This window comes from Paenibacillus chungangensis (genome assembly GCF_042675905.1).
GTDB lineage: Bacteria > Bacillota > Bacilli > Paenibacillales > Paenibacillaceae > Pristimantibacillus > Pristimantibacillus chungangensis.
Map to the genome: position 1 here is coordinate 379,049 of NZ_JBHTJZ010000009.1, position 24,863 is coordinate 403,911.

24 protein-coding genes and 1 pseudogene are annotated in these 24,863 nt (G+C 49.2%); 18 read left to right on the forward strand and 7 right to left on the reverse strand.

Features of this window, described 5'->3' with window-relative positions:
* Positions 1 to 2: 2 nt before the first annotated feature.
* A complete protein-coding gene (locus ACFQ2I_RS09520) occupies positions 3 to 1,628 on the reverse strand; it encodes a multicopper oxidase family protein (RefSeq protein ID WP_377563821.1) in 1,626 nt (541 codons plus the stop codon).
* Positions 1,629 to 1,776: 148 nt separating this feature from the next.
* On the opposite strand from ACFQ2I_RS09520, the gene ACFQ2I_RS09525 reads away from it, so the two are divergent.
* From ACFQ2I_RS09525 to ACFQ2I_RS09550, 6 genes are all read left to right on the forward strand, one after another.
* Complete coding sequence (locus ACFQ2I_RS09525; RefSeq protein WP_377563822.1) at positions 1,777 to 2,703, forward strand: F510_1955 family glycosylhydrolase; 927 nt, start codon at positions 1,777 to 1,779, stop codon at positions 2,701 to 2,703.
* Between the two features lie 118 nt (positions 2,704 to 2,821).
* Positions 2,822 to 3,193, forward strand: coding sequence for a hypothetical protein (locus ACFQ2I_RS09530; protein WP_377563823.1), 372 nt, complete (start codon positions 2,822 to 2,824; stop codon positions 3,191 to 3,193).
* Positions 3,194 to 3,307: 114 nt separating this feature from the next.
* A complete protein-coding gene (locus ACFQ2I_RS09535) occupies positions 3,308 to 3,892 on the forward strand; it encodes a TetR/AcrR family transcriptional regulator (protein ID WP_377563825.1) in 585 nt (194 codons plus the stop codon).
* An 83-nt stretch (positions 3,893 to 3,975) separates the two neighbouring features.
* Entirely contained in the window at positions 3,976 to 4,308 is a 333-nt protein-coding gene (locus ACFQ2I_RS09540) for a DMT family transporter (RefSeq protein ID WP_377563894.1), read from the forward strand.
* A gap of 1 nt (position 4,309) precedes the next feature.
* The gene (locus ACFQ2I_RS09545) at positions 4,310 to 4,624 is read left to right on the forward strand and encodes a DMT family transporter (protein WP_377563826.1); all 315 of its coding nucleotides are present in this window, start codon (positions 4,310 to 4,312) and stop codon (positions 4,622 to 4,624) included.
* A 104-nt stretch (positions 4,625 to 4,728) separates the two neighbouring features.
* Positions 4,729 to 6,009, forward strand: coding sequence for an MFS transporter (locus tag ACFQ2I_RS09550; RefSeq protein ID WP_377563827.1), 1,281 nt, complete (start codon positions 4,729 to 4,731; stop codon positions 6,007 to 6,009).
* A gap of 48 nt (positions 6,010 to 6,057) precedes the next feature.
* Here the strand turns inward: ACFQ2I_RS09550 and ACFQ2I_RS09555 are convergent, their stop codons facing one another.
* Positions 6,058 to 6,414 carry a four-helix bundle copper-binding protein gene (locus tag ACFQ2I_RS09555; protein ID WP_377563828.1) on the reverse strand — a complete coding sequence of 119 codons (357 nt, stop codon included), beginning with the start codon at positions 6,412 to 6,414 and terminating at the stop codon, positions 6,058 to 6,060.
* A 209-nt stretch (positions 6,415 to 6,623) separates the two neighbouring features.
* Between ACFQ2I_RS09555 and ACFQ2I_RS09560 the strand changes: the two genes are divergently transcribed.
* Complete coding sequence (locus ACFQ2I_RS09560) at positions 6,624 to 7,526, forward strand: LysR family transcriptional regulator (RefSeq protein ID WP_377563829.1); 903 nt, start codon at positions 6,624 to 6,626, stop codon at positions 7,524 to 7,526.
* A 111-nt stretch (positions 7,527 to 7,637) separates the two neighbouring features.
* Positions 7,638 to 9,926, forward strand: coding sequence for a 5-methyltetrahydropteroyltriglutamate--homocysteine S-methyltransferase (metE, locus tag ACFQ2I_RS09565; RefSeq protein ID WP_377563830.1), 2,289 nt, complete (start codon positions 7,638 to 7,640; stop codon positions 9,924 to 9,926).
* A 67-nt stretch (positions 9,927 to 9,993) separates the two neighbouring features.
* On the opposite strand, the gene ACFQ2I_RS09570 is transcribed toward metE, so the two are convergent.
* A complete protein-coding gene (locus tag ACFQ2I_RS09570; RefSeq protein WP_377563832.1) occupies positions 9,994 to 10,305 on the reverse strand; it encodes a YbjQ family protein in 312 nt (103 codons plus the stop codon).
* A 193-nt stretch (positions 10,306 to 10,498) separates the two neighbouring features.
* Here ACFQ2I_RS09570 and ACFQ2I_RS09575 point away from each other — a divergent pair, with 193 nt between their 5' ends.
* On the forward strand, positions 10,499 to 11,407 hold the full coding sequence (locus ACFQ2I_RS09575; RefSeq protein ID WP_377563833.1) for a tyrosine-type recombinase/integrase: 909 nt from the start codon (positions 10,499 to 10,501) through the stop codon (positions 11,405 to 11,407).
* Between the two features lie 600 nt (positions 11,408 to 12,007).
* Here ACFQ2I_RS09575 and ACFQ2I_RS09580 read toward each other — a convergent pair.
* The 4 genes from ACFQ2I_RS09580 to ACFQ2I_RS09595 all read right to left on the reverse strand — a co-directional run bounded on the left by ACFQ2I_RS09580 (position 12,008) and on the right by ACFQ2I_RS09595 (position 15,875).
* On the reverse strand, positions 12,008 to 13,051 hold the full coding sequence (locus ACFQ2I_RS09580; protein WP_377563835.1) for a cytochrome d ubiquinol oxidase subunit II: 1,044 nt from the start codon (positions 13,049 to 13,051) through the stop codon (positions 12,008 to 12,010).
* The gene (locus tag ACFQ2I_RS09585) at positions 13,048 to 14,385 is read right to left on the reverse strand and encodes a cytochrome ubiquinol oxidase subunit I (RefSeq protein WP_377563836.1); all 1,338 of its coding nucleotides are present in this window, start codon (positions 14,383 to 14,385) and stop codon (positions 13,048 to 13,050) included. The genes ACFQ2I_RS09580 and ACFQ2I_RS09585 overlap by 4 nt, the downstream gene beginning before the upstream one ends.
* A 111-nt stretch (positions 14,386 to 14,496) precedes the next feature.
* A complete protein-coding gene (locus tag ACFQ2I_RS09590; protein WP_377563837.1) occupies positions 14,497 to 15,087 on the reverse strand; it encodes a TetR/AcrR family transcriptional regulator in 591 nt (196 codons plus the stop codon).
* Between the two features lie 341 nt (positions 15,088 to 15,428).
* Positions 15,429 to 15,875, reverse strand: coding sequence for a VOC family protein (locus ACFQ2I_RS09595; RefSeq protein ID WP_377563838.1), 447 nt, complete (start codon positions 15,873 to 15,875; stop codon positions 15,429 to 15,431).
* A gap of 228 nt (positions 15,876 to 16,103) precedes the next feature.
* Between ACFQ2I_RS09595 and ACFQ2I_RS09600 the strand changes: the two genes are divergently transcribed.
* From ACFQ2I_RS09600 to ACFQ2I_RS09640, 9 genes and pseudogenes are all read left to right on the forward strand, one after another.
* Positions 16,104 to 16,802 (forward strand): metal-dependent hydrolase, encoded by a 699-nt coding sequence (locus ACFQ2I_RS09600; RefSeq protein WP_377563839.1) that lies wholly within the window; start codon positions 16,104 to 16,106, stop codon positions 16,800 to 16,802.
* 160 nt (positions 16,803 to 16,962) lie between these two features.
* Complete coding sequence (locus ACFQ2I_RS09605; RefSeq protein ID WP_377563841.1) at positions 16,963 to 17,451, forward strand: 8-oxo-dGTP diphosphatase; 489 nt, start codon at positions 16,963 to 16,965, stop codon at positions 17,449 to 17,451.
* 216 nt (positions 17,452 to 17,667) lie between these two features.
* Positions 17,668 to 18,222, forward strand: coding sequence for a GNAT family N-acetyltransferase (locus ACFQ2I_RS09610; RefSeq protein ID WP_377563895.1), 555 nt, complete (start codon positions 17,668 to 17,670; stop codon positions 18,220 to 18,222).
* 15 nt (positions 18,223 to 18,237) lie between these two features.
* A complete protein-coding gene (locus ACFQ2I_RS09615) occupies positions 18,238 to 19,389 on the forward strand; it encodes a hypothetical protein (RefSeq protein WP_377563844.1) in 1,152 nt (383 codons plus the stop codon).
* Positions 19,390 to 19,665: 276 nt separating this feature from the next.
* Positions 19,666 to 20,478, forward strand: coding sequence for a hypothetical protein (locus ACFQ2I_RS09620; RefSeq protein WP_377563846.1), 813 nt, complete (start codon positions 19,666 to 19,668; stop codon positions 20,476 to 20,478).
* A complete protein-coding gene (locus tag ACFQ2I_RS09625) occupies positions 20,475 to 21,971 on the forward strand; it encodes an aminoglycoside phosphotransferase family protein (protein WP_377563847.1) in 1,497 nt (498 codons plus the stop codon). Before ACFQ2I_RS09620 ends, ACFQ2I_RS09625 begins: the two co-directional genes overlap by 4 nt.
* A 117-nt stretch (positions 21,972 to 22,088) precedes the next feature.
* A complete protein-coding gene (locus tag ACFQ2I_RS09630; protein WP_377563849.1) occupies positions 22,089 to 23,582 on the forward strand; it encodes an aminoacyl-histidine dipeptidase in 1,494 nt (497 codons plus the stop codon).
* 13 nt (positions 23,583 to 23,595) lie between these two features.
* Positions 23,596 to 24,074 (forward strand): annotated as a pseudogene (locus ACFQ2I_RS09635) (GAF domain-containing protein).
* Positions 24,075 to 24,524: 450 nt separating this feature from the next.
* Positions 24,525 to 24,794, forward strand: coding sequence for an RNA polymerase sigma factor (locus tag ACFQ2I_RS09640; RefSeq protein ID WP_377563850.1), 270 nt, complete (start codon positions 24,525 to 24,527; stop codon positions 24,792 to 24,794).
* Positions 24,795 to 24,863: the final 69 nt, after the last annotated feature.

Here is a 24,863-nt window from a genome sequence, read left to right on the forward strand (position 1 = left end):
GCTTATTCCGGTTTGTTGCCGGCAGCAGGGTCATTCACGAAGCTGCTTTTATAATCCGAATACAGCACCTTCGTGACCATGCCGGCCGATGCGTGATGAAGATCGTGGCAGTGGAACATCCAGTTGCCGGGATTGTCGGCTTCGAAGGCGACGACAAGCTCCTCTCCCGGCTTCAGGTTAATTGTGTCCTTAATGATAGGAGAGCCTTCTATCGCTTCACCGTTTTTGCTTAACACTTGAAAGAAATGACCGTGCAGGTGCATAGGATGATCATCCTTGGCAGAAGTGTTCCGAAGGGTCACCAGCACCTGATCTCCTTCCTTTACCGAGATAGGCGAAGTTTCCGGAAATACTTTGTCATTTATCGTATAGGTTGTGCCGCCTTCCTGCATCATCGTACCAAGATCCATCGTATAGGCTACGTCATAGGATTGATCCAGACTGAAGCGCATGTCGGAGGCTTCGCCATACTTGGTCAGGTCAAGTACGGGAAGCTGCTCATTCCAGTTGGACTTATCTTGAGTTGAGGAGTCATTCTCGTATACGAGCTTCAATCGCATATTTGCGATTCGTTCCTCTGGGCCGTGCTCCTCCAGGTACCATTGCCCAGGGTTATCCGCTTCGAATACGATATCGTAACGCTCTCCGGGAGCTATCTGAATGAGCTGGTCGCTTATGCTCGCCGGATTGTTCAGCGGCTGGCCGTCTGTCGTGATCAGCTTGAAGTCGTGGCCATGCAAGTGAAGGCTGTGGGAGATATATCCTGCATTGACCAGACGGAGTCGAACGGTATCCCCTTCCTTCACTCGCAGAGGGGTGATGGCGTCTCCAGACTTCCCGTTCATCGTATACAGATCATACATGCTCATGTCATGCTCTTGCATATTGTGCTGGCCCTGCATGTCATGCTCTTCCATATTGTGCTGGCTTTGCATGTTGCTATCCTTCATATTGTTATGTCCATTGCCATGATTCATTCCCGGCATGGTGTGTTGCATGCCCGATACATCGGCCATGGCCATACTCATCAGATCACTCGTCCCTGAGCTCATCCATTCATCCAGCACAATGGTGTAATCCTTATCGTATTGTTCTGCTGGATCTATGACGACGAATGTGCCGTACAGACCCAGATCAAGCTGATTGACGCTATCCTGATGGGAGTGGTACCAATAAGTGCCGGGAGTATCCGCGACGAATTCATAGGTGAATGACTCCCCCGGCTTAACGGCATTCTGGGTAACGCCGGGTATACCGTCCATCTCGTTCGGAACGGGAACGCCGTGCCAATGAACGGACGTAGGCACCTGAAGCTGATTATGCAGAGTAATGTTGACGGTCTCTCCCTTCAACACTTCGATGGGAGGGCCGGGAACCGTGCCATTATAGCTCCATACGTCTTGGACTTCGCTATAACCAGTATCCAGACGAGATGGACCAGCTGTCAATGTGAACTTGCGTATGTTGGCATCTTGCTCTTCTGATTCAATGGCAGAACTTGCGCCGTGTGTGCTCTCAGCATCTGAGTGCACGGGCACATCTTCTATGCCGTTATTCGTGCAAGCTGACAGCACAATTGAAAATGCGGTTATGGCAGCGGCGAGATTCAGTGGTTTCTTCTTAATCATCGGTTTCCCTCCAATATCTTTTGTATATGGCTATCGTATCTCTCATTTGTGAAGATTCGGTGTAGGCTCGAATCTACATATGATCTACATAAGCATGGAGTAATATGGATCGATATATACCTAATGAGGGGAAAGAGGGAAGCTAGCGATGAAAAAGAAGAGAAGATTGACCGGGGCATTATGGTGGGGAGGAACTCTGGTTATCGGATTAACGATCGGAATCTATGCCTTTATAATCAACGAATCTGAAGAGAAACAGGAGCAGATATTGATCACGCATATACACGGTATGGGATATAAAAACGATGGATCTGAGCTGATGCTTGCGGCGCATGACGGCATTAAGGTATATGCAGATGGGAAATGGCGATCAGGGGAAGGGGACAGCCATGATTATATGGGCTTCAACGTCGTCGATAACGGCTTCTACAGCAGCGGTCATCCTTCCTTAACATCTGCATTGTCCAATCCATTGGGAATTGTAAGAAGCACGGACGATGGGAAATCGTTGGGCATTCTGGATTTGCACGGCGTAGAAGACTTTCATGGTCTGGCTGTCGGATACGAATCTTATGCTATTTATGCATATAACCCGAAGCCCAACGATCGAATGAAGAGTGCGGGGCTGTATGTGTCCACCGATGATGCCAGAACGTGGAGGTTAAGTCGAATGGAAGGCATTGCAGGGAATATGCTGGCAATCGCCGCTCATCCTTCGCTGGAAGAAGAAGTCGCGATCAGCACAGATACGGGGATATATGTCTCTTCAGACTATGGCGATTCATTCACTCGACTGGATGATAGGTCAGATGCAACCGCTCTTGCCTATGGGATTGATGGAGAGCTTTGGACGGGAGGCGATTGGCTGTACATGCTGCATCAAGGGGAGATCGTGTCTGTTAAAACCCCGCCCCTTGCATCCGACGAATCGATCCTCTATATCGCCCGGAACCCGCAGAATCGGAGTGATATTGCGATATCGACCGAACGCAATAATATATTTCTTACCGGGAACGGTGGAGAAGATTGGGAACTGATTGCTGAAGAAGGAGAGAGTGTGGGCAAGATTGAATAAAAGAAAACCATCTGTTCCATTCTAGTTCATTTCTATACACAATGAGAAGGATAGCATTTTTAGTCGCAACCATTTATCATATTATGTCGTCGTATTTATAAAGAGGGAGGTCAGATTCATGAATAGACGATATCTAATGTATGTGTTGCTCATAATCGTCTTTATTACCGGATGTGGTGCTTCAGGAAGTTCAGTGCCAAAATCAAGCCCAGATTGGGCATATAGTTTTGTGATCTGGAATGAGAACATATATGAAATTCTAGAAGATGAAGTGAGTTCCGAGGTTATCGGCGAGGAAATCGGAGAAATTAAACAATATTCAGATTTTGAGGGGACATATTCAAATGGGTTTTCTAATAAATATCCTGTGGGAACAAAGCTTTATACAATCAACGGCATCGAAATATCAGATTTTATCGCTATAAAATTAGGAGAAAATAAATATATAAAGGCTAAAAGTAACGGAAAGTATGGAGCAAAAACTAGCTAAGACATGACGCCAATGGGGAATGATAATGATAGACATGCCAAAATACTTGACATCCATCATCCCATCGAATAAGATTTAACTAACGAACGGTAGGTAGAGGAAGGGGTTGCTTGGATGACAGCTAATCGTATTAAGGAAATCGCGCTGTCCCACTTTGCAAGATTCGGATATGAAGGTGCTTCTTTGGGCAATATTGCCTCGGAAGTGGGGATTAAGAAACCTTCGATATACGCACACTTTAAAGGTAAGGAAGAACTATTTTTTATATGCTTGGAAGAGTCGCTGGCTAAGGATATCGATTATTTTCGGAATCATGCGCTTGCAAGCGAATCAACACCATTCAAGGCTATGCTGCACCAATTGCTGACGGGATATGCGAATCGGTTCCAGGAAAATGAAGAAGCCATGTTTTGGCTGCGATCCGCCTATTTTCCGCCGGCCGCATTCCGGGACCAGATTGTCCTTAAAGCCAATCAGCACATAGAGAATATAGGAGCCATCCTTCGTCCGTTGTTCCAGGAAGTGAAGGATCACGGCATTTTGCGGGAAATGGAAACAAACGATGCGTTAGAAGCTTACATGTGTCTATTTGACGGGTTAATGGTAGAACTTTTGTTTGAAGGCTTCGACCGCTTCGAACGACGGCTAGCCGCTTCGTGGAAGGTGTACTGGCATGGTGTTTCTAAGCAGAGCAGGTAATCATATATTGTCTACGGACTGCTCTATGGCAGGACGTTTTTTTATACAACTTGACTAACGACTGATAGGAAGGGTGCAGGATGATGGCTTGGGTTTATGTCATATTAGCAGGTGTTATCGAGATATTTTGGGTAATCGGATTGAAGAAAGCGTCCAATGCCTTGGAGTGGGTAGCCGTTATCGCTGCGATAGCGATTAGTTTTTTACTTCTGTTTAAAGCGTTTAAATCATTACCCGTAGGTACTGTTTACGCCGTCTTTACCGGGCTGGGGGCAGGCGGGATCGTACTGTCGGAAATATTCCTGTTCGGAGAACCATTCTCGATTGTCAAAATTGCTTTTATCGGACTGATCTTTGTCGGTGTAATTGGACTTAAGCGGATATCAGGCGAGCAGACAGAGAAGGAGGCCGCATAACATGGCTTGGGCATTTCTAATTATTGCAGGCATTTGCGAAGTAGCTGGCGTCATCTTTATGAAACTGGCAACGGAACGCAAAGGATGGAGCACAAAGCTGCTTTTGATCGCCAATTTTACAGTTAGCTTCTACTTCCTGTCATTGGCGATGAAAGATCTGCCCATGGGAACCGCCTATGCGATCTGGACCGGGATTGGTACAGCAGGTAGCGCCTTGATCGGCATCTTCTTGTTCAAGGAATCCGCAGATTGGCGCAGGCTGCTGTTTCTGAGCTGCATTCTATGCGGAGCCGTCGGGCTGAAGATAGTCAGCTAGCAGAGCTAGCAGGTTAATAAAATGATAATTTATGATTGAATCGGTTATCTATTCCCAGTATGCTTGAGGAAGAGTTTTACATTTCATTAAGCGGGGGTATAGGAATGGGAAGAGGCAAGGCAGTCAATTCACCATGGATGTACGCTTTCGGGATGCTGGCAATGATGATCCCGGTGCAGGCATTCAGCACCTTCTACACGTTTTTCTACACAGAGAAGTTAGGGTTGTCATTAGTGCTCTTCACAGCAGCGAGAACTGTGTATCTGATCTGGGATGCGGTCAACCAGCCGTTAGCGGGCTACTATTCAGATCGCACCAATACGAGATTCGGCAGAAGAAAGCCGTGGCTTTATGTATCCATTCCGTTATTCGTGCTTACTTTCTTTATGTTGTTCGCTGTACCTTCCGGATTGCCGGACATGATGCTTTTTCTATGGTTTCTAGTCACGCTTATTCTGCTTGAAGCAGTTATGACCATTATCTGGGTAAATTACGGAGCGTTGTTCCCAGAACTGTATCGTCAAGATAAAGTGCGGAAGAAGGCGTCCGCCATCCAGCAAGGCTATCAAATTGTAGCGATTCTGATTGCTTCGGTGGCAGCTCCAATGCTATACACGAATCTGGGCTTTGGAGCGATGGCGCTCGTGCTTGGCGCGGTATTCGTCGTCTTCATGTTGCTGTTTCTACGTTTTACAGAGGAATCGGAAGAAGCGCGCCAAACGCCGAGAATCGGGTTGAAGGAAGCATTCTCCGCTACATTGACGAACAAGCCGTTTTGGCTATTCAATATTTCCAATTCATTTGCCCAGACGGTCAACGGCTTGCTCAGCTCCATGATTCCCTTCTATGCCAAATATGTGCTGAAGGTGGATGAAGGAATGGTAACGGTGCTGCTGGCTTCCATCTTCGTCTCGGTTATTCCGCTAGTTGGCGTATGGTACTGGATAATAAAACGGATGCATCCGGTGAAAGCGTGGCAGCTGTCGTTATTGGCTTATGCGCTGTCCGTCATCCCACTCTGGTTCGGAAGCAGTTTGGCGGGGGGGATAATCGCTGGAGTCATCGTCGGCTTCGGACTGGCTGGCTTCCTCGTGACGCCTCCGGTCGTGAACAGCCTCATTATCGATCTGGACTTTGCCGCGACTGGCCGCAGACGGGAAGGCGTCTATACGGCGGTCAGCGGATTCATTACACGCTCCAGCGGGCTGATCGCCGCGCTGGCTTTCCTCATTATCGGCGCCATCTTCGGCTATAAGAGCGGCGACGAGCCCGGCGACAATCCGGAGCTGACGTTCCGAGTCCTCATCTCTGTCGTGCCGTTCGTCCTGCTCGCTCTCTCTTATGGGCTCACGTTCTTCGTGAAGCTGAAGGGGGAGACGAGATGACAGCAAGAGCCCGGAGTATTCTCCGGGCATTTGTATGCAGCGCTGTTGCTAGGCGGACATGGCCATTGCGGCGGCATGGCATTCTTTGGCGCAATTCATGCAGACTTGCGCGCAGTGACGGGAGGCAGGATCGTTGAACTTCATACACTCCGCCCCGCATGCTTCGCATACATGCGCGCACATCATGAGCATGGCTTTGGAGAACGGGCTGGATCGCGCGACGAAGCGAGCGGTTTTGGCACACATATCCGCACAGTCGCGAAGCAGCTTAAGCTGATTCGCTCTGCCTTGCAGATTGCCCGACATCAGAATATGGGTGATCATATGCTCGCAGGTAGCTGCGCAATGTTGGATAGTGCCGACAACTCGGGGCATACCCATCTGCTGTGGATCACGGTGTGGCATGTGAATCATCCTCCTGTTGATGGTAGTGGAATGGGAATATATCCATTGCACCAGTCTATGTGTATCCGCACAAGCAGAACACGGTGCATGCCTAGTCATGCGAAACTCGCATATAACAGTAAGATTGGTAATATGGAAGCTGCCAAGACCGGAACTCTCCATGTATAATAGGGACAGCCATACCGCAGAGGGAGAGAGGGGACAAGGCAATGACTTTGCAGCAGCTCAAGTATGTCATCGAAGTGGCCAATCGGGGGTCAATTAACGAAGCCGCCAAGCGGCTGTTCATCTCACAACCCAGCTTGTCCGGCGCTATCAAGGATCTGGAAGTGGCGATGGGCGTCACAATATTTGAACGGACGAACAAAGGGATTTCGCTGACGAAGGAAGGCGTTGAATTTCTAAGCTATGCCAGACAAGTAGTTGAGCAAGCAGAGCTGATGGAGGGACGGTACTTGAATGCGAAGCCGTCCCCGCAGCATTTCTCTGTGTCGACCCAACATTATGCGTTCGCGGTCAATGCGTTCGTCAGTCTGGTGCAGGAGCACGGCCACGAGGAATATGAGATGAGTCTGCGCGAGACGAAAACGTATGAAATCATTGAGGATGTCAAGGCAATGAGGAGCGAGATCGGCATCCTGTATTTGAATGAGTTCAACGGCAAGGTGATCAATAAGCTGCTTAAGTCTGCTCATTTGCAGTTTACGAGCTTGTTTACGGCGGAGCCTCATGTTTTTATCAGTATCAAAAACCCGCTGGCCAAGAAAAATGTGGTCACGATAGAGGAGCTTCAGGATTATCCCTACCTGTCTTTCGATCAAGGGGAATACAATTCTTTTCACTTCTCGGAGGAAATACTGAGTACGCTGTCTCGCAAAAAGAGCATTCTCGTCAACGATCGTGCGACGCTCTTCAATTTGCTGATTGGATTAAACGGCTATACAATCTCGACAGGGGTACTCAGCTCCGATCTGAACGGCAATGAGATAATACCGGTTCCGCTAGCCATAGAAGAGACGATCAATGTCGGTTGGATCGCCCAGCGTAATGCTTCTTTATCCATGCTGGGGGCGGCTTACGTGGAGGCGTTAAAACGCGCTGTAGGACAGTAGAATTCTTGGTATAGCTTCCGGCTATAACTAGATATAGATTAATGCACTTACCCTATATCTGCCGTTACATGCTATCTTTCTTGTAACGAATTGTATAGGAGTGTGGCATGGATGGCAAAGAGCAGTGTGTTGGGGTATCCGCGTATTGGTGAGAATCGGGAATGGAAGAAGGCGCTTGAAGCGTTCTGGGGAGGCAAGCTGGAGGAAGAGGCGTTCGAATCGGCTTTGCGTGAACTGCGTCTGAAGCATCTGCGTAAGCAGCAGGAGCAAGGTGTGGATTATATACCGGTTAACGACTTCAGTTATTATGATCAGGTGCTGGATACGGCCGCCATGTTCGGCATAGTGCCGAAGCGCTTCGCTTATTCGGGAGGTCCGGTTCCGCTGTCGCTCTATTACGGAATGGCGCGCGGGACGGAGGATGCAACAGCTTGCGAGATGACGAAATGGTTCAATACGAACTATCATTATATCGTGCCTGAATGGGATGGCGCATCGCCGGCGCTGACGGAAAACAAGCCTCTGATCGCCTATCGGGAAGCGAAAGAGAAGCTGGGAATTGAAGGAAGGCCGGTTATTATCGGACCGCTTACTTTCTTGAAGCTCTCCAAAGGATACAAGGAAGAAGAGTTCGATCATTGGCTTGCGAAGCTGCTGCCGTTGTACGTACAGGTGCTTCAGGAGCTGGAGCAGGAAGGTGTGGCATGGGTACAGATAGATGAGCCGGTGCTGGTCACGAGCGTAAGCCGCTCAGATATAGAAAGATTGAAAAAAATCTATAACGTCTTCGGAACGGAAGCGCCGGGACTGAAAATTATGCTGCAAACCTACTTCGAATCGGTCGAAGCTTATAGCGATATCGTACAGCTGCCTGTGCAGGGCATCGGACTGGACTTTGTCCATGGCTTCGAAGGCAATGTGGCGTCGCTGAAGCAATACGGTTTCCCGATCGACAAGGTGTTAGGCGCAGGTGTCGTGGACGGCCGTGGCATATGGAAGGCATCGCTGCGCACGAAGCTGAATCTGCTTGAGATGTTGTCGGAGATTGTTCCTGCGGGCAGACTAGTCGTACAGACTTCCTGCAGTCTGCTTCATGTGCCGGTAACGGTGAGCCAGGAAGAGAAGCTGGGGTCGGAATTGCGCGGTGCGCTTGCCTTCGCGGACGAGAAGCTGGACGAGCTGGTGGTGTTGACAAAAGCGCTGCAAGCTGGCGAGACGGCCGTTGCGGAGCAGCTTCATAGCAATGAGCTTGATCTTGCGGCGCTTCAGCAATCCGAAGCGCGCAACCGGAGGGATATCCAGCAGGCTGTGGCCGCTGTCAGCGCTGCAGAGCCAAGGCGTGGCAAGTCGTTCGCAGAGCGGCATGTTGCGCAGCAGAACAAGTGGCAGCTGCCGATACTCCCAACGACGACGATCGGCAGCTTCCCACAATCGGCTGAAGTGCGGAAGGCCCGCCAGCTATGGCGTAAGGGAGATTGGAGCCATGAGCAGTACGAAGCGTTCATACGCGAGCAGATCGATATCTGGATCGGACTGCAGGAAGAAATCGGTCTCGATGTACTTGTGCATGGGGAATTCGAACGGACAGATATGGTCGAATTCTTCGGAGAGAAGCTGGATGGATTCGCATTCACGCAATTCGGGTGGGTGCAATCATACGGTTCGCGCTGTGTGAAGCCGCCGATCATCTATGGGGATGTCGCTTTCGCTGAAGCAATGACGGTCGAGGAGACGAAGTATGCCCAATCCAAGACGAAGCGTCCTGTGAAAGGCATGTTGACGGGACCGATTACAATTATGAACTGGTCATTCGTTAGAGACGACATCCCCCGGGAGGGGATCGCTTATCAGCTGGCGTATGCGCTGCGGCAAGAGGTTGAGGCGTTGCAGACGGCGGGTATTGGTATGATTCAGGTGGATGAGCCGGCTGTGCGCGAAGGCTTGCCGCTGAAGAAGAGGGATCAAGCGGAGTATTTGGCATGGTCGGTGAAGGCCTTCCGGATGACGACTTGCACGGTGCAGGATGAGACGCAAATTCATACGCATATGTGCTATTGCGAGTTCCACGACATGATCGATTCCATCGAAGCGATGGATGCGGATGTTATCTCCATCGAGACTTCACGCAGCCACGGCGAATTGATTCATAGCTTCGAAGAAAATACGTACAAGCTGGGCATCGGCCTGGGCGTCTATGATATCCACAGTCCGCGTGTCCCGCGTGTAGAAGAAATGACGAGCATGATCGATCGCGCGCTAGAAGTATTGGACCCCGGGTTGTTCTGGATTAATCCGGACTGCGGCTTGAAGACGAGAGGAAGAGAAGAGACGGTGGCGGCGCTTCACAATATGGTGGAAGCTACGCAATTGGCAAGAGAGAAGCTTGCGGTAGAGGTATAGTTGAAGGTTGCATAGAAAAGAGGCCGTTCCAGTATGGATCATACCGGAATGGCCTCTTTCTTTTTTCTTAGATGACAACAGCTGTTCCGCTGACAGCGACCATGAGCATGCCTTCCCGTATCACTTCGTAATCGATGTCGACGCCAATGATTGCATTAGCTCCCATATGAGCAGCTTTTTGTTGCATTTCATACATAGCTGCGTCTCTTGCTTCTTGAAGCTTGCCCTCGTACGCCCCGGAACGTCCGCCCACAATATCGGTAATGGAGGCAAGAAAGTCTTTGACGACATTCGCTCCCATTATGACCTCGCCTGTTGCAATGCCAACGTATTGCTTGACGGGATGCCCTTCAATCGTCGGGGTTGTAGTTATAATCATGCTGATTCCTCCTGTATGGTTAGTTCCTCTTTTTTCTACGTGTAGTTTTAGCTGAAGTTTCCATTTATACGCCTTGCCTGGTCGTGAATTTACTGCGGCAACCTGCTATAATAAATTGCATGAAATCTATATTTCACGCAATTTTATTTCTAAAGCGTTTATAATGAAGTTAATGATAGGATGGGCGAACGAATTGAACTTATATGAACATGAATTGGATACCTTTTTGATCTATATGGAAGATAGAGAATATGCAAAAGATACACAAACGGCATACTTGCACAATGTACAGGCTTTTTTAACAGAGTTGGATCATAAATCGATAGATGAAATCTCGGAAGTGGATGTGATGAGGCATCTGACGCATATTCGCAAAAATGGAGCAGGCGCAAAGTACCGAAACCGATGTCAGTCAGCGATTTCTTTATTTTTTAAAGTTATGATCCGTTTTCAATTGGCTAGGCATAATCCTACAGTGGACATTGAAAAAGCAAAAGTGGAGAAAAATCGCCGGCCGCTATTTTTGGAGAAGCGATGGCTGGATCAATGCTTGCATGCTGTGAGCGGAAAGCATCAGTTGAGAGATGTTGTCATTGTGGCATTGATGGCTTATGCAGGCTTGCGCGTCAGTGAAATTGTGCGACTGAACACGAATGATTATGAATCAGACAGGGATACGCTCGCGGTAAAAGGGAAGGGGGAGAAGTGGAGATACATTCCGTTGCCCAGTGAGCTCGGGTTGTTAATGCGGCAGTATATGACGGTGCGGTTGCCAGCCCGCAACAAAAAAGATGAAGGTGCGATATTTGTATCCCAGTTCGGAAGAAGAATTAGCAAGCGGATGGTGCAAACAATTGCAGAAAAAATGTTTCAAGCGCTGCAGACGGAACATGAAGAATTGAAAGGCATGAAGCTGTCCGCCCACAAGCTACGGCATTCCTTTGCAACGGATCTACTGCGCAATGGGGCGGATTTGCGGGTCGTGCAAGAGCTGCTCGGTCATGAGGATATTTCGACGACACAAATCTATACGCATGTGTTGGATGAATCCAAGCAATATGCGATGAATAAGCTGCGCCCCAATATTCCTGTCCTAAAGTAAATGCGGAGGTTATGCGCCCAGCAGGGGAAGATGCTTACGTTTATGATAGGTAAGCGTTAAAAATACACTGTTTCAATTCATCGACAATCTCCTTGAATGTATCGACGAGTTTCGTTTGACAATGAAAGTACATCGCATAGTGGTGTGGATTGTTCTTTTGCCAGCCTATTCGGAGTGTACTGCCAAATTTTGCGATATAACTTGGTTCACACCATTTTTGAGTTTCTTCGACAATATCGATTTCATCTGTTTCTGAAGCAGTTTGGATTACCAACTGGCGAAGAAACAGCAGTTTTGTGCGAATATGTACGGGATAGCTCTCAAAAATATGGGCGACTTTGGCGTTTTTAGATTGTATTCATGCAGATTTTTCTTCTTTCTCAGTTATGACCAAATGGAAATCTTGCCTTTTATATCATTATTTGCACATGACATAAAAGAAGCTCATACTAGATCTCCGGAAATTAGTTTACATAATAAATTTTATGTATGATCAATGACGTTAATGATTTTAATTATTATATTACCATAATAAGAGTTATGTAAAGTATTATCCTGAACGGATAGAAATAGATCCAAACAAAAACCGAAAGGAGCATCTTACGATGACCCTTCCGGCTCTTGCTTCAAATACCGCTTGTCCTTCAGGAACAAGCGCCAAAACCAGTAAAAGACGGGAGCAAGCACGATGGAACTGACTGTGTAGCCGATTAATAGAGATCGGAACATCGTATGATTCGTGAAGCCTTGCTCTATGGTCAATATCGGATTGATCAAGTAAGGCATATGGGATACGCCATACGCATAGCTGGCGAGCGCGTATTGCACGATAACAGCTGCGACCGTCCAGCGGGGGAAGCCGATAAGGCCGTTCTTCCGCTTCCAGAATAGTGCGCTGTAGCCGAAGAGGAAAGCGATGACGGAATAGCCGAACCATAATGCCTGCTCTTGAAAGCCTTCAATGATCCAAGCCGCCTCTGGCGCCATCGTGATTGTCGTCAAGATGGCCATGATCAGTGTGAGAGGGCCAAGCAAGATGCCCAGCTTGCGATATATCCGGTAAGCTTCTTCATCTTCCGCTTCACGCGAGTAGTCGGCGAGGAAGATGGCGGACAAGAACAGCTCGGTCGACAATCCAAAGCCCAGATGCGCATACTCTGTCGATGAGCTGAACAGCTTCGCCAGCTCCAGATGCGGCACACCGTCGCCGATCGTTACAAAACCGCCAAGAGTAACTGGCAAAACACTAATGAGCAAGCCCGGGATTAGCAGGCCTGTCACGCCAGAGACGACAATAAGAAGCCGGCTCCACTTGCGAAAGGCAAATGCGAATACCATAAACGTGCTTCGAATGGTAAGCAGAAGCAACGCAAGACCGACCGGCAGCACGAGCACGGCAGCCAGTGTGTACATGGAGCGCGGAAAGAAGCCGACGAGTGCCACAACGAGCAGCACGAGAAATACGTTCGTTACCTTCCACGTCGGCGACAGGAATCGGTTGGCGATGGCTCCTGCATTCGTCTTGGAGCCTCTGCGGTCGAACAGCATCGCCCAGAAGCCGGTGCCGAAGTCGATCGAACCCAGAATCGAGTAGATGAAAATAAACATCCACAGTATAAAAATTGCTAATGTGACATCGTTCATGTGGATGAAGCCTCCCTTCCTGCAAGCTCAGGCAGTACGGGATGGCGCTTGAAGTAAAACTGCATGGCAAAAATGGTGACAATAAGCAGAAAGACATAAATCCCGATGAACAGGACAAACAGCAAGCCAAGGCTTTCCGATTGTGTCGCGGCTTCACTGGTGCGTTGCACATGGTAAATCGTCCACGGCTGCCTGCCCGTACAGCTGAATATCCATCCCGTCTCTATGCCGATCATCGCAAGGGGCCCGGTTGCGACCAGGGCCAATAGCGTCCAGCGCGGGTAAGCGCGCTTCAGCAGCAGCCGATAGGCAATAGGAGCGAATGCCATCAAGATGAGCAGCGTTCCTATGCCCACCATCAGATTGAATAACGAATGTACTTGTAGAGGCGGCCAGTTCTCCTTCGGGAAGTCGTTCAGTCCTCGTACGACGCCATCAAAGGAGTTGGTTGCCAGAAAGCTTAGCAACCACGGAATCTCGATAGAACCCTTCAGCGTTCGAGACTCGGCGTCAGCGGTTCCGCCAATTGCCAGCGGGGCGCGGCTTTGCGTCTCGAATAAGCCCTCTGCGGCAGCCAATTTCTCCGGCTGATAATGATGCAGCATCTGTGCTGTGGAATGTCCGTTCACCGCTGTGCCGACCGACATTATGCCCCCGATGAGAAGCGCGATAAATAAGGCTTTTCCGTGATAAGCATACTCCACAGCGGAGCGTTTTCTTCTTAACAGCTTGTATGCAGCGACTGAGGCGACTGCGAAAGCGCCTGTCATATACGCGGACAGCAGCACATGACCAGCCGTCGTCCAGATGCTGGGATTAAGAACGGCTGCCCACGGATCGACATTCACAATTTCCCCATTCACGATCTCGAAGCCCGTCGGTGTATTCATCCAGGCATGGGCATCCGTGATGAGCACAGCTGACGCGCTTGCGCCGATTGCGACGAAGATGACGCTTACGATTCGGGCAAGCGGAGGAAGCCTGTCTGCGGCATACACATAGATGGACATAAACAAGGCTTCCAGGAAGAACGCCCATATCTCCACCTGAAAAGGCAGTGCAATGACTTGACCGACATATTCCATGAAGCCTGGCCATAGCAACGCCAACATCGCGCCGACGATCGTCCCGGAAGGTATGGCGACGCCGAGAATAATCGCGAAGCCTCTCGTCCAACGCTTGGCCATCGTGGAATAGTCAGGGTCCTTCCTGACATGATATAAAATTTCAGCAACCACAATCATAAGAGGTATGCCTACGCCAAGCGTCGCGAAAATAATATGAAAAGCCATAGAAGAGCCGAACAACGCTCTTGCAAGTGTTACCGTATCCATCTTAATTCTCCATTCCTTTCCACCACTGATATCTCTGTTAGCATTGGTAAATGCTTCTAGAAACATGCATACGGGAAAAAGAATGAAATATGGACCAAAGGATGCGAGCAATTAGTCGGCTCTGAATCCTTCGCATAAGAGTGTAATGGCAGTAACACTTTCCTCCAGCGCTTGCTGTCGTTCCGACGATTCGGCTATCCAAAGCACGGCTTCGTTCATGGCGCCGGATAGCAGATGGGTTAGCGCATCTACGCTTGCACGCTTCAAAATACCTTCAGTCTGCATAATCTGGAGCTGATCCCTTAGTGTCATCATGGCATACTGCTCGTCCGTTCGCCGCCACAGATTCCAGCCCAAGACGGAGGGACCGTCAATGAGTAGTATGCGCCGATTATTGTCCTCCACCGCAGCAGCCATGAATGCCCGGCATCCCAGGATGAGTTGATCCCAAGGATTATCGCTGCCGGAAGCTTCCGACTCGATGCGAGCTGCAATCTCCTGTTGAACGGATTGCAGTACAGCCAGGAACAAGCCTTCTTTATTGCCGAAATGATGGTACAACGCTCCACGGGTCATTCCGACATCGCCGACCAGTTTTTCAAGCGGCGTTGCCGCATACCCCATTTCGGAGAACTGCGCTCTTGCCGTTTGTATCAGCGTTTGTATCGTTTCTTGCTTTTGCTCCGCTTTCGATCTTCTCATATGTGATGGCTCCTCGCTTATACTTGCTCAGGTGCTGCTCTTATCGTATACAGCTTCGCATCAGATGTAAGTAAGCCATCAGCGTCTTCAGCTTTTAACAATGTCCTGAGGGAATGACGCAACATCCAGCAGGTATGTTCATCATTATGCTTCAGACGATCCAATAACCAATGCAATGCGACTTCCTTCTTTATCTTCGTCAGGTCGTTCACATGATACGCTACGGACTTACGGACATAGTGGGAAGGATCGCTCCACTACTCTTCCGAATAAGGCTCGCCAACCGTCCGGCCAATTCGGCGCCAAAATAGGTTTTGAGCGGAACGTAGTTACTCATTGTTCTACTTCGTGCCTTGTTCGCCGTCCCATACGTTTTCCAAGTATTGCTCGCTGTATGCGCCGACAGGAGGGATGACCGTTATGACATCGATAAGCACACCAGCGGGATCGGCTGTAATGAAATGACGTTGACCGAACTCTTCGCTACGGATGTCCAGGTGAAGCGGCAGCTTGGCCACGGCTATCAGACGCTCGTAGACGGCGTCGACATCGTCAACTTCGAAATTAAGGATCATCCCTTTCACAGAATGGCGGAATGACTCCGGAACAGTAGGATGAACAGCATGCAGTATCGCCAGTTCGTAAGTTTGTTCTTGCTGCTCCCGCTTCAGACTAACATACCAATCGGCTTCAAAGACGATGTGGAAGCCGAAGTAGTCGCAATAAAACTTGGCGGTCTCGGCAACTTTCTCGGTCATAATGACAGGGTAGAAACTGGATAGCTTCATGGAATCAGCTCCTTATTGATATAAGATAGCTCCAGTTTAACATACATACTGTATGTATGTAAACCGAAGATATCGCTTGTACCAGACCGATTGGCTAGATAAGGAGTGAGGTATTCCGTTGTAGAAGCCCGGTGTATCTTATTCAAGAAGGAGCAATCATGATATAATAGGTTCCAACTTCCAAATGAAGCTATATCTATCCACATATTAGAAGAAAGGTTGGATAAAATGTCGATGCAACTGACATACCACGGACATTCATGCTTTGAAGTGCGCTCTGGCGATTATGCCATTCTGATCGACCCCTATCTATCCGGCAACAAGATGGCGACATTAAGCCCGGATGATGTTCAAGTGGATGCCATTCTCGTCACGCACGGACATCAAGACCATGTTGGTGATACGGTGGCCATTGCCAGGCGTCTGAAATGTCCCGTTATCGCGAACTATGAAATTTCCATGTATTTCGCTTACAAAAAGCAACTTAAAGTGAAACCTATGCATATAGGCGGAGCTATCCAACTGCCATGGGGAAAGGTGAAAATGACGCCTGCACTGCACGGTTCGGCATTGGAAATCGGGGAAGGAGAGTTTGTCGACGGCGGACTTCCGGGCGGATATCTGGTTACGATGGGGGACCGCACCTTCTATCATGCGGGAGATACGGCTTTATTCAGCGATATAAAGCTAATCGGAGAATTAAATGATATCCACGCAGCTGCGCTTCCCATCGGCGATCGCTTCACGATGGGCATCGATGATGCAATCATCGCGGCGAAGTGGCTGGGGGCGACGTTGCATGTTCCGATGCACTACAATACGTTCTCTCAGATTGAGCAGGACCCGCAGGTCTGGCTGAAGAAAGCTCGTGATCAAGGACTGCAAGCGGAAGTAATGGAGATCGGACAGACGCTGACAATCCAGTAGCTAGCGCAATAACCCTATCAACCGGAGAGATGAACCGGAGCGCATAGCATGAAATATAAAGTAACGAGAGGCAGTATGGGAGCGGAAGGTTCCGAAGGGTCTGACCCGCCTTATCGCCGTTAGCGTACAGGATGCATTTTGGATAAAACGGAGGACTCGTATGACAGCTAATGTTCAGCATCAACTTTTGACCATGAGTATGATCCGGGACGGCAATCGCATATTGCTCATCAATCGACCGAATGAAAAGGGGTTCCCCGGTTATATCGCACCTGGAGGGAAAGTGGATTTCCCCGAAAGTGTTGTGGATGGCGCGATTCGGGAAGTGAAGGAAGAGACCGGACTTGAAGTGACGGCTATTACGTATAAGGGTCTTCATGAGTTTTGCAATATACATACGGGACTTCGTTATATGGTGTTCAACTATCTGGTCACTTCATTCCGGGGGGAACTGCTCCAGCATCCGCCGGAAGGCGAATTATTGTGGGCAGACCTGGACAGTCTGGAAGAGCTGCCTATGCAGGACTGGTTCCGTGAACGCATACCGTTATTTTTCAGGCCTGGTGTATTCGAATACAGCACGATGTGGGACCAAGAGAACGATAAGGTGCTGAACGCTACGGAAATGTGGTATAGGGAATCGGATTAATTAATGGGGTTAAACGATATGCTTGGAGTTGTGAAAGGAGTCAATGATGACAGGCGTAAAAATCGAATTATTATCAAGCTTCTCTATTGACGATTTACATCAGTTGGGAGAGATGAGTTATACAGCGAATGAAAAATATCGAGTGGTAAAACATGAGTCGGATCGAAAACTATCTATTGTCTTCTTATTCATGAAAAGAAAGTTGGTTGTGAAATGATGAATACATTTCCTGTTATATATACTGAACGGCTTACGCTAAGGCAATTAAGACCAGAGGACAGCATGCATCTGTTCCATTATTTCTCAAGAGATGAAGTAACAGAATTCTACGATTTGGAGAGTTTTACATCGATTAAGCAAGCTACTGACCTGATTGATAGCTGGAATAAACGTTATGAGACTGAGCAAGGCATACGCTGGGCTATATCGCTGAAGAACGAGGAACGGGTCATCGGCACTTGTGGCTACCATAATTGGGCGAAGGAGCACAGCAAGGCTGAGATCGGATACGAGTTAACACCGGAATATTGGCGGCAGGGGATCATGACGGAGGCTATTGCAGCGATCCTTCAGTATGGATTCCAATCGCTCCAGCTTAATCGTATTGAGGCATTCATAGATCCCGCCAACATTAGCTCCAGGAAGCTGCTTTTGAAGGCAGGTTTGGCAGAGGAAGGGCTCTTAAGAGATTGCTTCTTCGAGAAGGGGCAATTTGTCGATGCAGTCATTTTCTCCATTTTGAGAAGAGAAGCGGTTAACCGCCGTCATTAAAGAGACGGGAAGCTAATGTTTTCGGAAGTGCAGCAACTTTCAATGGGTTATATCGTCTATATGGAAGATGGCATTAAATTGAAATTGCTGGAGGCGGATGAGTTGAAGAAGTTTATTGGCGGTTTATTCTGCGGAATGGCTATTATGGTGTTAACGGCGGCTGCCGTGTCGGAAGAAGTGCGGGCGCGTCTGACGCCAGTCTATGTCAACTTCCATCTAGGCGGCGAGAGCCATGCGATCAGCTCCGATGAGTCTAAAATTCTGAATCACAAAGGATCACTATATGTCCCGCTGCGTTCCTTCGCGAATGAGATGGGCGGCTCCGTCTATTATACGCCCCCGACTTCCGGAGATAGAGCGAAGGTAGATATATATTATGAGGATGATCGGGATCTGACGCTTCAAGATGAGGACGGATATGTTAAGCTCGGCAATCTGGACGTCCAGTTCGCATTGGATGATGAGATGCCGGTCATAAGCGGAACGATCAAGGTTGAGAAAACCATCCCGAAAAATAAAGATGTCGTCATCGCCATACTAGATGGCAGCGGCGAAACGTTGGGCGTGAGCAGTGCCCTAAAGCCTAATAAGCCTTTGCATGTGCCGCTCTCACAGCTGCAGCCAGGAGAGATGATTCAATTCAGAAACTACTTCCCATACATGGCAACACCCGAAGATTATAAGCTGCAGGTAAAGCTAGCGGACAATGAGGATTGGTACTATGATCAAGGGTATGTGGGCAGCGTCACAGGTGCGGGCGGGTTCAACGGGTTCCCGCTGAATGCGGCTCTCGGCTTCTCGCCGTTCAAGCCCGGAGAGCCGATCCCGTTCATTGTCACCTTGCTTAACCGTAGTGAGGAAGATACAGTTGTGACGACCAAGCCGCTTCAGCTGCTTGTCGAGATTACGGATAGCGAAGGAAAGGTTATTCGAACGCTTGCCACTAAGCCGTTCAAGGGCGAAGTGCAGTGGAGACATGGCATGATGCAGACCGAGCTAATATGGGATTTGAAGGATGAGTTCGGCAACAAGGTGCCTAAGGGAGATTACTACTTCTCCATATTGGAGAACGAGACGGAAGGTTATATGAAGGGCAATCCGGATAAGAGTATGACATTCAAGCTGGAATGGTCGATGCAGGGAACGGGCATGTTCACGGTTGAATAAGCCGGATCATTCGCATATGTAGTCTGAACAGACTAAAATGCCGTGTACGACGAGCAAGATGAGTTGCAGTCGTATGCGGTTTTTTGTCTTCAAGGGCAATTAATATGGTATACTCATGGCAAATTTCAATTGGTGGAAAAGGGAGGAGTGAGAGAGTGGCCAAGGCGAAAGGTGAGCGGATGAACTGCCCAGCAAGATTGAAGTATACGTATTGGGGGAACCCGTGAACGATTATCGAGTGATCGGAACAATAGAAAGCGAGAGGGCAAATTGAGCATGCAAGATAAGCTGAAAGAGAAAAAAGTGCTAATCGTTATAGCACTGTTGATTGCAGGAAGCTGGATAGGAAATTTGATGTACTATAAGAGCATGCAATTGAAAGAACCGTTATTCCTCAAGCATTATATAACGGTTGGCAACGTTGGCGGAGAAATGATAGGGATACGTTATCTGGAGAACAGCCATGCCAAAGATAAAATCGAAGGCATTCAATTGGCGGAATTGCCGCATCTCAACTTTCAAATGTGGGAGAAAACAAGCTATTCGCATCAGAAGCTGATGGAAGCAAGCGCTACTATTCAGCCGGAATTGATACCTGACGATCTGCCACTGCCGCTTGTCATTCGCAACGCAACGGTGTTCTTCGATAGCGGGAGATCTATGGAGATGCCGATAGGCGAGATTCAAATCGTAGCTCGTGAGGATAGTGGCATATTAGACTTCAGATCTGCCAGCTCCAACGGCGAATATAAGGTGACTCTTAACAAGTCCGCGACGCTTGAAGGAATAGACTACTCGTATCGCGAGCAGTTGGAGCCTTGGTACGAGCTGATGGAATCGGGCGTACCGATTGATAAGCTGGATTATCCTGTGCAGATGTCGAAGGGACAGGGATTGTCCTTCTCGCATAACTGGTCTCCTCCCGACGATGCTGAAGCTGCCTACGCCCAATTCCAAGCGAGGATTATATTTCACTTTGCGCTTGAGGACGGGAGCAGGATCGTGGAGTATTTGCCGATGAATTTGAACCAGCATTTGAGCGACAAGCAGGTGGGGCGTCTGGTACGGTCTGGAGGCAACATACAATGACAGAAGCAATAAGGAAGGGGCTAAGAAGTCTCGGCTACGGGGGGCTTCTCGTATTACTCGATTTTCGGATTGGCGGCTTCGATCTGCTGCCCGATACGATCGGCTATCTGCTAATGGCTTCCGGGATGTTCGGGCTGAATCATCATCAGCGGCAATTTCGAACAGTGAAGTGGTTAGCGCTGCTGCTGGCGGTAACGCCGTTCATACATTTCTTGATCACCTTCGGTCGTCATTCTTCTCTATTGTATACGTTATCGGTAGATGAATTGATAGTTGCCCAGTCCATACAAATCGTACATGTCGTGATGGTCTATATGATCTTCCAAGGACTGACCACTATCACAGTAGGAACCGGACAATCGAGCTTGCTTACTGTTGTGATCGGACGTAGGAACGGCTATGTGGCTGCTCATGCTCTTCTATTATTTGTTACGCCATTTCTGCTGAACATCAATGACAGTATTGTATTGCCGCTTATCGTACTCAACATTATCGGCTTAATCGCAGAGCTGCTCTTCGTTATGCTGTGCTTTCGGGTGGAGAAGGCGGTTCAGAAGGGGATTCGCGATGGAGGGAAGAAGGCGTTCATCTTCTCGCAGGAGGAGAAGAAGCGAATAGTGGAAACGTTCGGCGACGCCTTCTATCAGAAGGCAATACGAAATATAGAGCGGTATGCGAATAGATGGGGACTAACTTCGTTGCGGCTCATTCCGTCTTATTCTGCCAATCTGGTATTGACTTGCCGCTCGTCTCTCTATGGCAAGACGGTATTGAAGATCGGACGGGCCGCTTCCAAGGAGTTTTACTCGGAGTATTACGCCCTGCAGGAATATGAGGGCAGCCGCTATTGCAAAGCGTTGGAAGGCGATTTTGAGCACGGCGTCATCTTGCTGCAGTATGTGTCGCCCGGCACTCCATTACGCGGCGAGCCTTCATTGGAACGACGGCTGGAAGTATTCTGCTCCCTGTATCGGGACATGCACCGGGAACCGGCGAGGGTCGATATGTACCCGACGTATTCCGGGTGGGTGAGCAAAATTACGGGGTATATGAGTACTCGGCAGGATTGCCCGGACTTGTATGCCCATATTAAGCGGGCCAATGACATCTGTAAGTCCTTGAACGAGACGTATAATCGCACCATGCTGCTGCATGGCGATTTGCATCACGATAATATTTTGCTCGGGGAAGGCGACGAATATCGGATAATCGATCCCAAAGGCGTAGTAGGCGATCCCTTGTTCGAAGTTCCGCGTTTCATATTGAATGAATTCGAGAATGATATCACCCCAGAGCTTGAGGAGAAAATCAATGCGATTATTGAGAAGCTGGCCAGCGAGCTGCAGCTCCCTGACGAAGCGATTCGAAAGTGTATCTACATCGAGACATCAATGGCCGTCTGCTGGAACATCGAAAGCGGTGCGCCTCCCGAAGAGTGGGAGGGACTGCTAGCGCAAGCGGTCTTCGCTGAGTCGTTAATGAATCGAGGTTAGATGACGCTCAGGCGTATGAATTGACTACCTGGCGCGATTGACGTGTCTCTTCAAGCGCCATTGGCACAATGGAGCGAAACCTGATACTCTAATAAGCAGGATGGAGGGATTACTGCAATGAGTAAAAATGCTACACGAGTATATAACGGCGACTGCCCGGTGCTGCATCGCTTCGAGGAGCTGTCAACTATACCACGAGCTTCCGGAAACGAGAAGGGAATAAGCGATTACGTCGCGCAGTTCGCAAAACAAAGAGGCTGCATGGTTGAACAGGACGAGCGGTTCAACCTGATTATCCGCAAGCCTGCTGCCACAGGCTACGAGCAAGCCGAGCCGGTCATCTTCCAAGGCCACCTGGACATGGTATGCGAGAAGAATAAAGAGACGGCGCATGACTTCGAAAGTGATCCGATCCGCTTCCGGATCGACGGTGATATGCTCTATGCGCAAGGCACAACGCTGGGAGCGGACAACGGAATTGCAGTGGCGACGGCAATGGCGATCATCGACAGCGAGCATATGGCACATCCCGAGCTGGAGATCATCCTGACGACGGAGGAAGAGACGACGATGGGCGGAGCATTGCATCTGAACACTGCCTCCTTGAAGGGGCGCAGAATGATCAACTTCGACTCCGATCGCGAAGGCATATTGTTCGTCAGCAGCGCCGGTGGCGTCAACATCTATCATACGGTGCCCGTTGAATGGGTGGAGCAACAGACGGGATGGGGACGGCCATACATACTAGCGGTGAACGGCTTGAAAGGCGGGCATTCCGGCGACGACATTATTCATGAGCGTGGCAACGCCAACAAGCTGCTGGGCAGAATGCTGGATAACTTGCGGCGGCATGTCGCCTTTCATGTGGGAGGTCTTCAGGGCGGCATGAAGGTGAATGCCATTCCTCGTGAAGCGGAAGCACTCTTATACTTGCAGGAATCGGATGTATATTATGCAGAAGCACGTGTGCAGGAGATGAACCGGATTCTGAACGAGGAATACCGGAGCACTGACGAAGGCGTTGTGATTACGCTGAAAGCCATTACAGCATCAGGACGCGACGGAGAAAAGACGGCATCCAGGAAGGTATTCTCCGATGAGACGAAGACGGCCGTCATCCGACTGCTCACGCTTATGCCAAGCGGCGTGCTCAGCATGGATAAGGAGATTGACAATCTTGTACGCACTTCCACTAATCCCGGGGTTATCACGACCGGGAGCGAGGAGATTGTCGTGCAGAGCCTCGCAAGAAGCTCCCATCGCTCGCAACTGGACGACGTATTGCGCATGCTGGAGACGCTAGCGGAGACCATCGGTTGCGGCATACGTCATGACAGCTTCTTCCCGGGCTGGCCGTATCGTGCCGATTCCAAGCTTCGCCCGCACTTCGAGGAAGTGTATGAGCGCCGCTTCGGCAAGCCGCTTGAAGTGAAGGCGATTCATGCCGGATTGGAATGCGGTGTGCTGATCGAGAAGCTTCCTGAGCTAGATGCCGTATCGTGCGGACCGAATCTCTACGAGATCCATACCCCCAACGAGCATCTGTCCATCTCATCAGTTGAACGGACTTGGGCTTTTCTTCAAGGTGTATTGCGGGAGATGAAAGAATAGGGGGACGAGCCAGATGTTTCATACCGAGTCTTACAAGGGCACGCGCGATCAGAACTATGCACTCTTATTGTCACAGCTTCGGGCATTGCTGCAAGGCGACGGGATCGCATTGCGAATTTGTCCAATGCTTCAGCACTGTTGAATCAGTTTCTGGACGATACGAACTGGGTCGGCTTCTACTTGAACCAAGGCGATGAGCTGGTGTTAGGCCCCTTCCAGGGGCTTCCTGCTTGCGTGCGCATTCCGCACGGCAAGGGCGTATGCGGCAAGGCAGCGAAGGAGAAATCGACGGTACGGGTAGCGGATGTGCATGCGTTCCCCGGTCATATCGCTTGCGACGCGGCCTCCCGATCGGAGATCGTCGTTCCGATATTGCTGCATGGTGAGTTGTTCGGCGTGTTGGATATTGACAGTCCAAGTCATAACCGGTTTGATGAGACCGATCAGCATTATTTAGAGAAATTCGTAGAGGAGCTTTGCTTGCATCTGTAACAGATGAGACTTTCTCGCTTGGAGACCGGCTATTGCAGCCGGTTTTTTTAATTTTCTTTAACGAAATCGGGGTATGAAGTAGAAAGTTCACCTTTTCCTGCTTCTTGGATGGAGAGCTTCTGCTAAAGCATGACTACCTGCTAACTGGATATTGTGTCATTACTGTAGGCCAATTGTGTTTTTTAAAAGCCGCAAATGGAATAAGTACAGTTGCATCAGACTAAATAGGACAATATCGCAACAATGAGCCGAATGAGCAGCATGAAATCCAGTTCTACGTGAAGATGAGTAGCATTCCATTGAAAATAATGATAAGAAATGCAGTTAACTAAGTGGTAGGAAACTAGGAATATTCGTCATTTAACGGCTTATAAGTTATCACATTTTTTTGCTGTTCCATGCAGCGGATTGGCCATATATGCCGTCTAATAGGGTGGAGGTGGTGCTCAAGTGTTGCCGGCCGGCATGAATATGAAGAAGAAGGAAGCATTCCCGAAGCAGCCAGCAGATGCACTGGAGCTGCTAATGGAGGCATATGGCGCAATGGTTATGCGTATCGCTTATTTCTATACGGGCGACCGACATCTCGCCGAGGATATTAGCCAGGAGGTGTTCCTGCGCGCTTACCGGGGCTGGTCGTCGTTCCGCGGAGACAGCAGCGTGAAGACTTGGCTGACGACGATTGCAGTCAATGTCTGCCGCGACAAGATCTGCGCATGATAGGGAGGTAACTGCCGAACTGTAAGAGGCATTGACAGGCCCGATGCATAATCATTATGATTGACACCT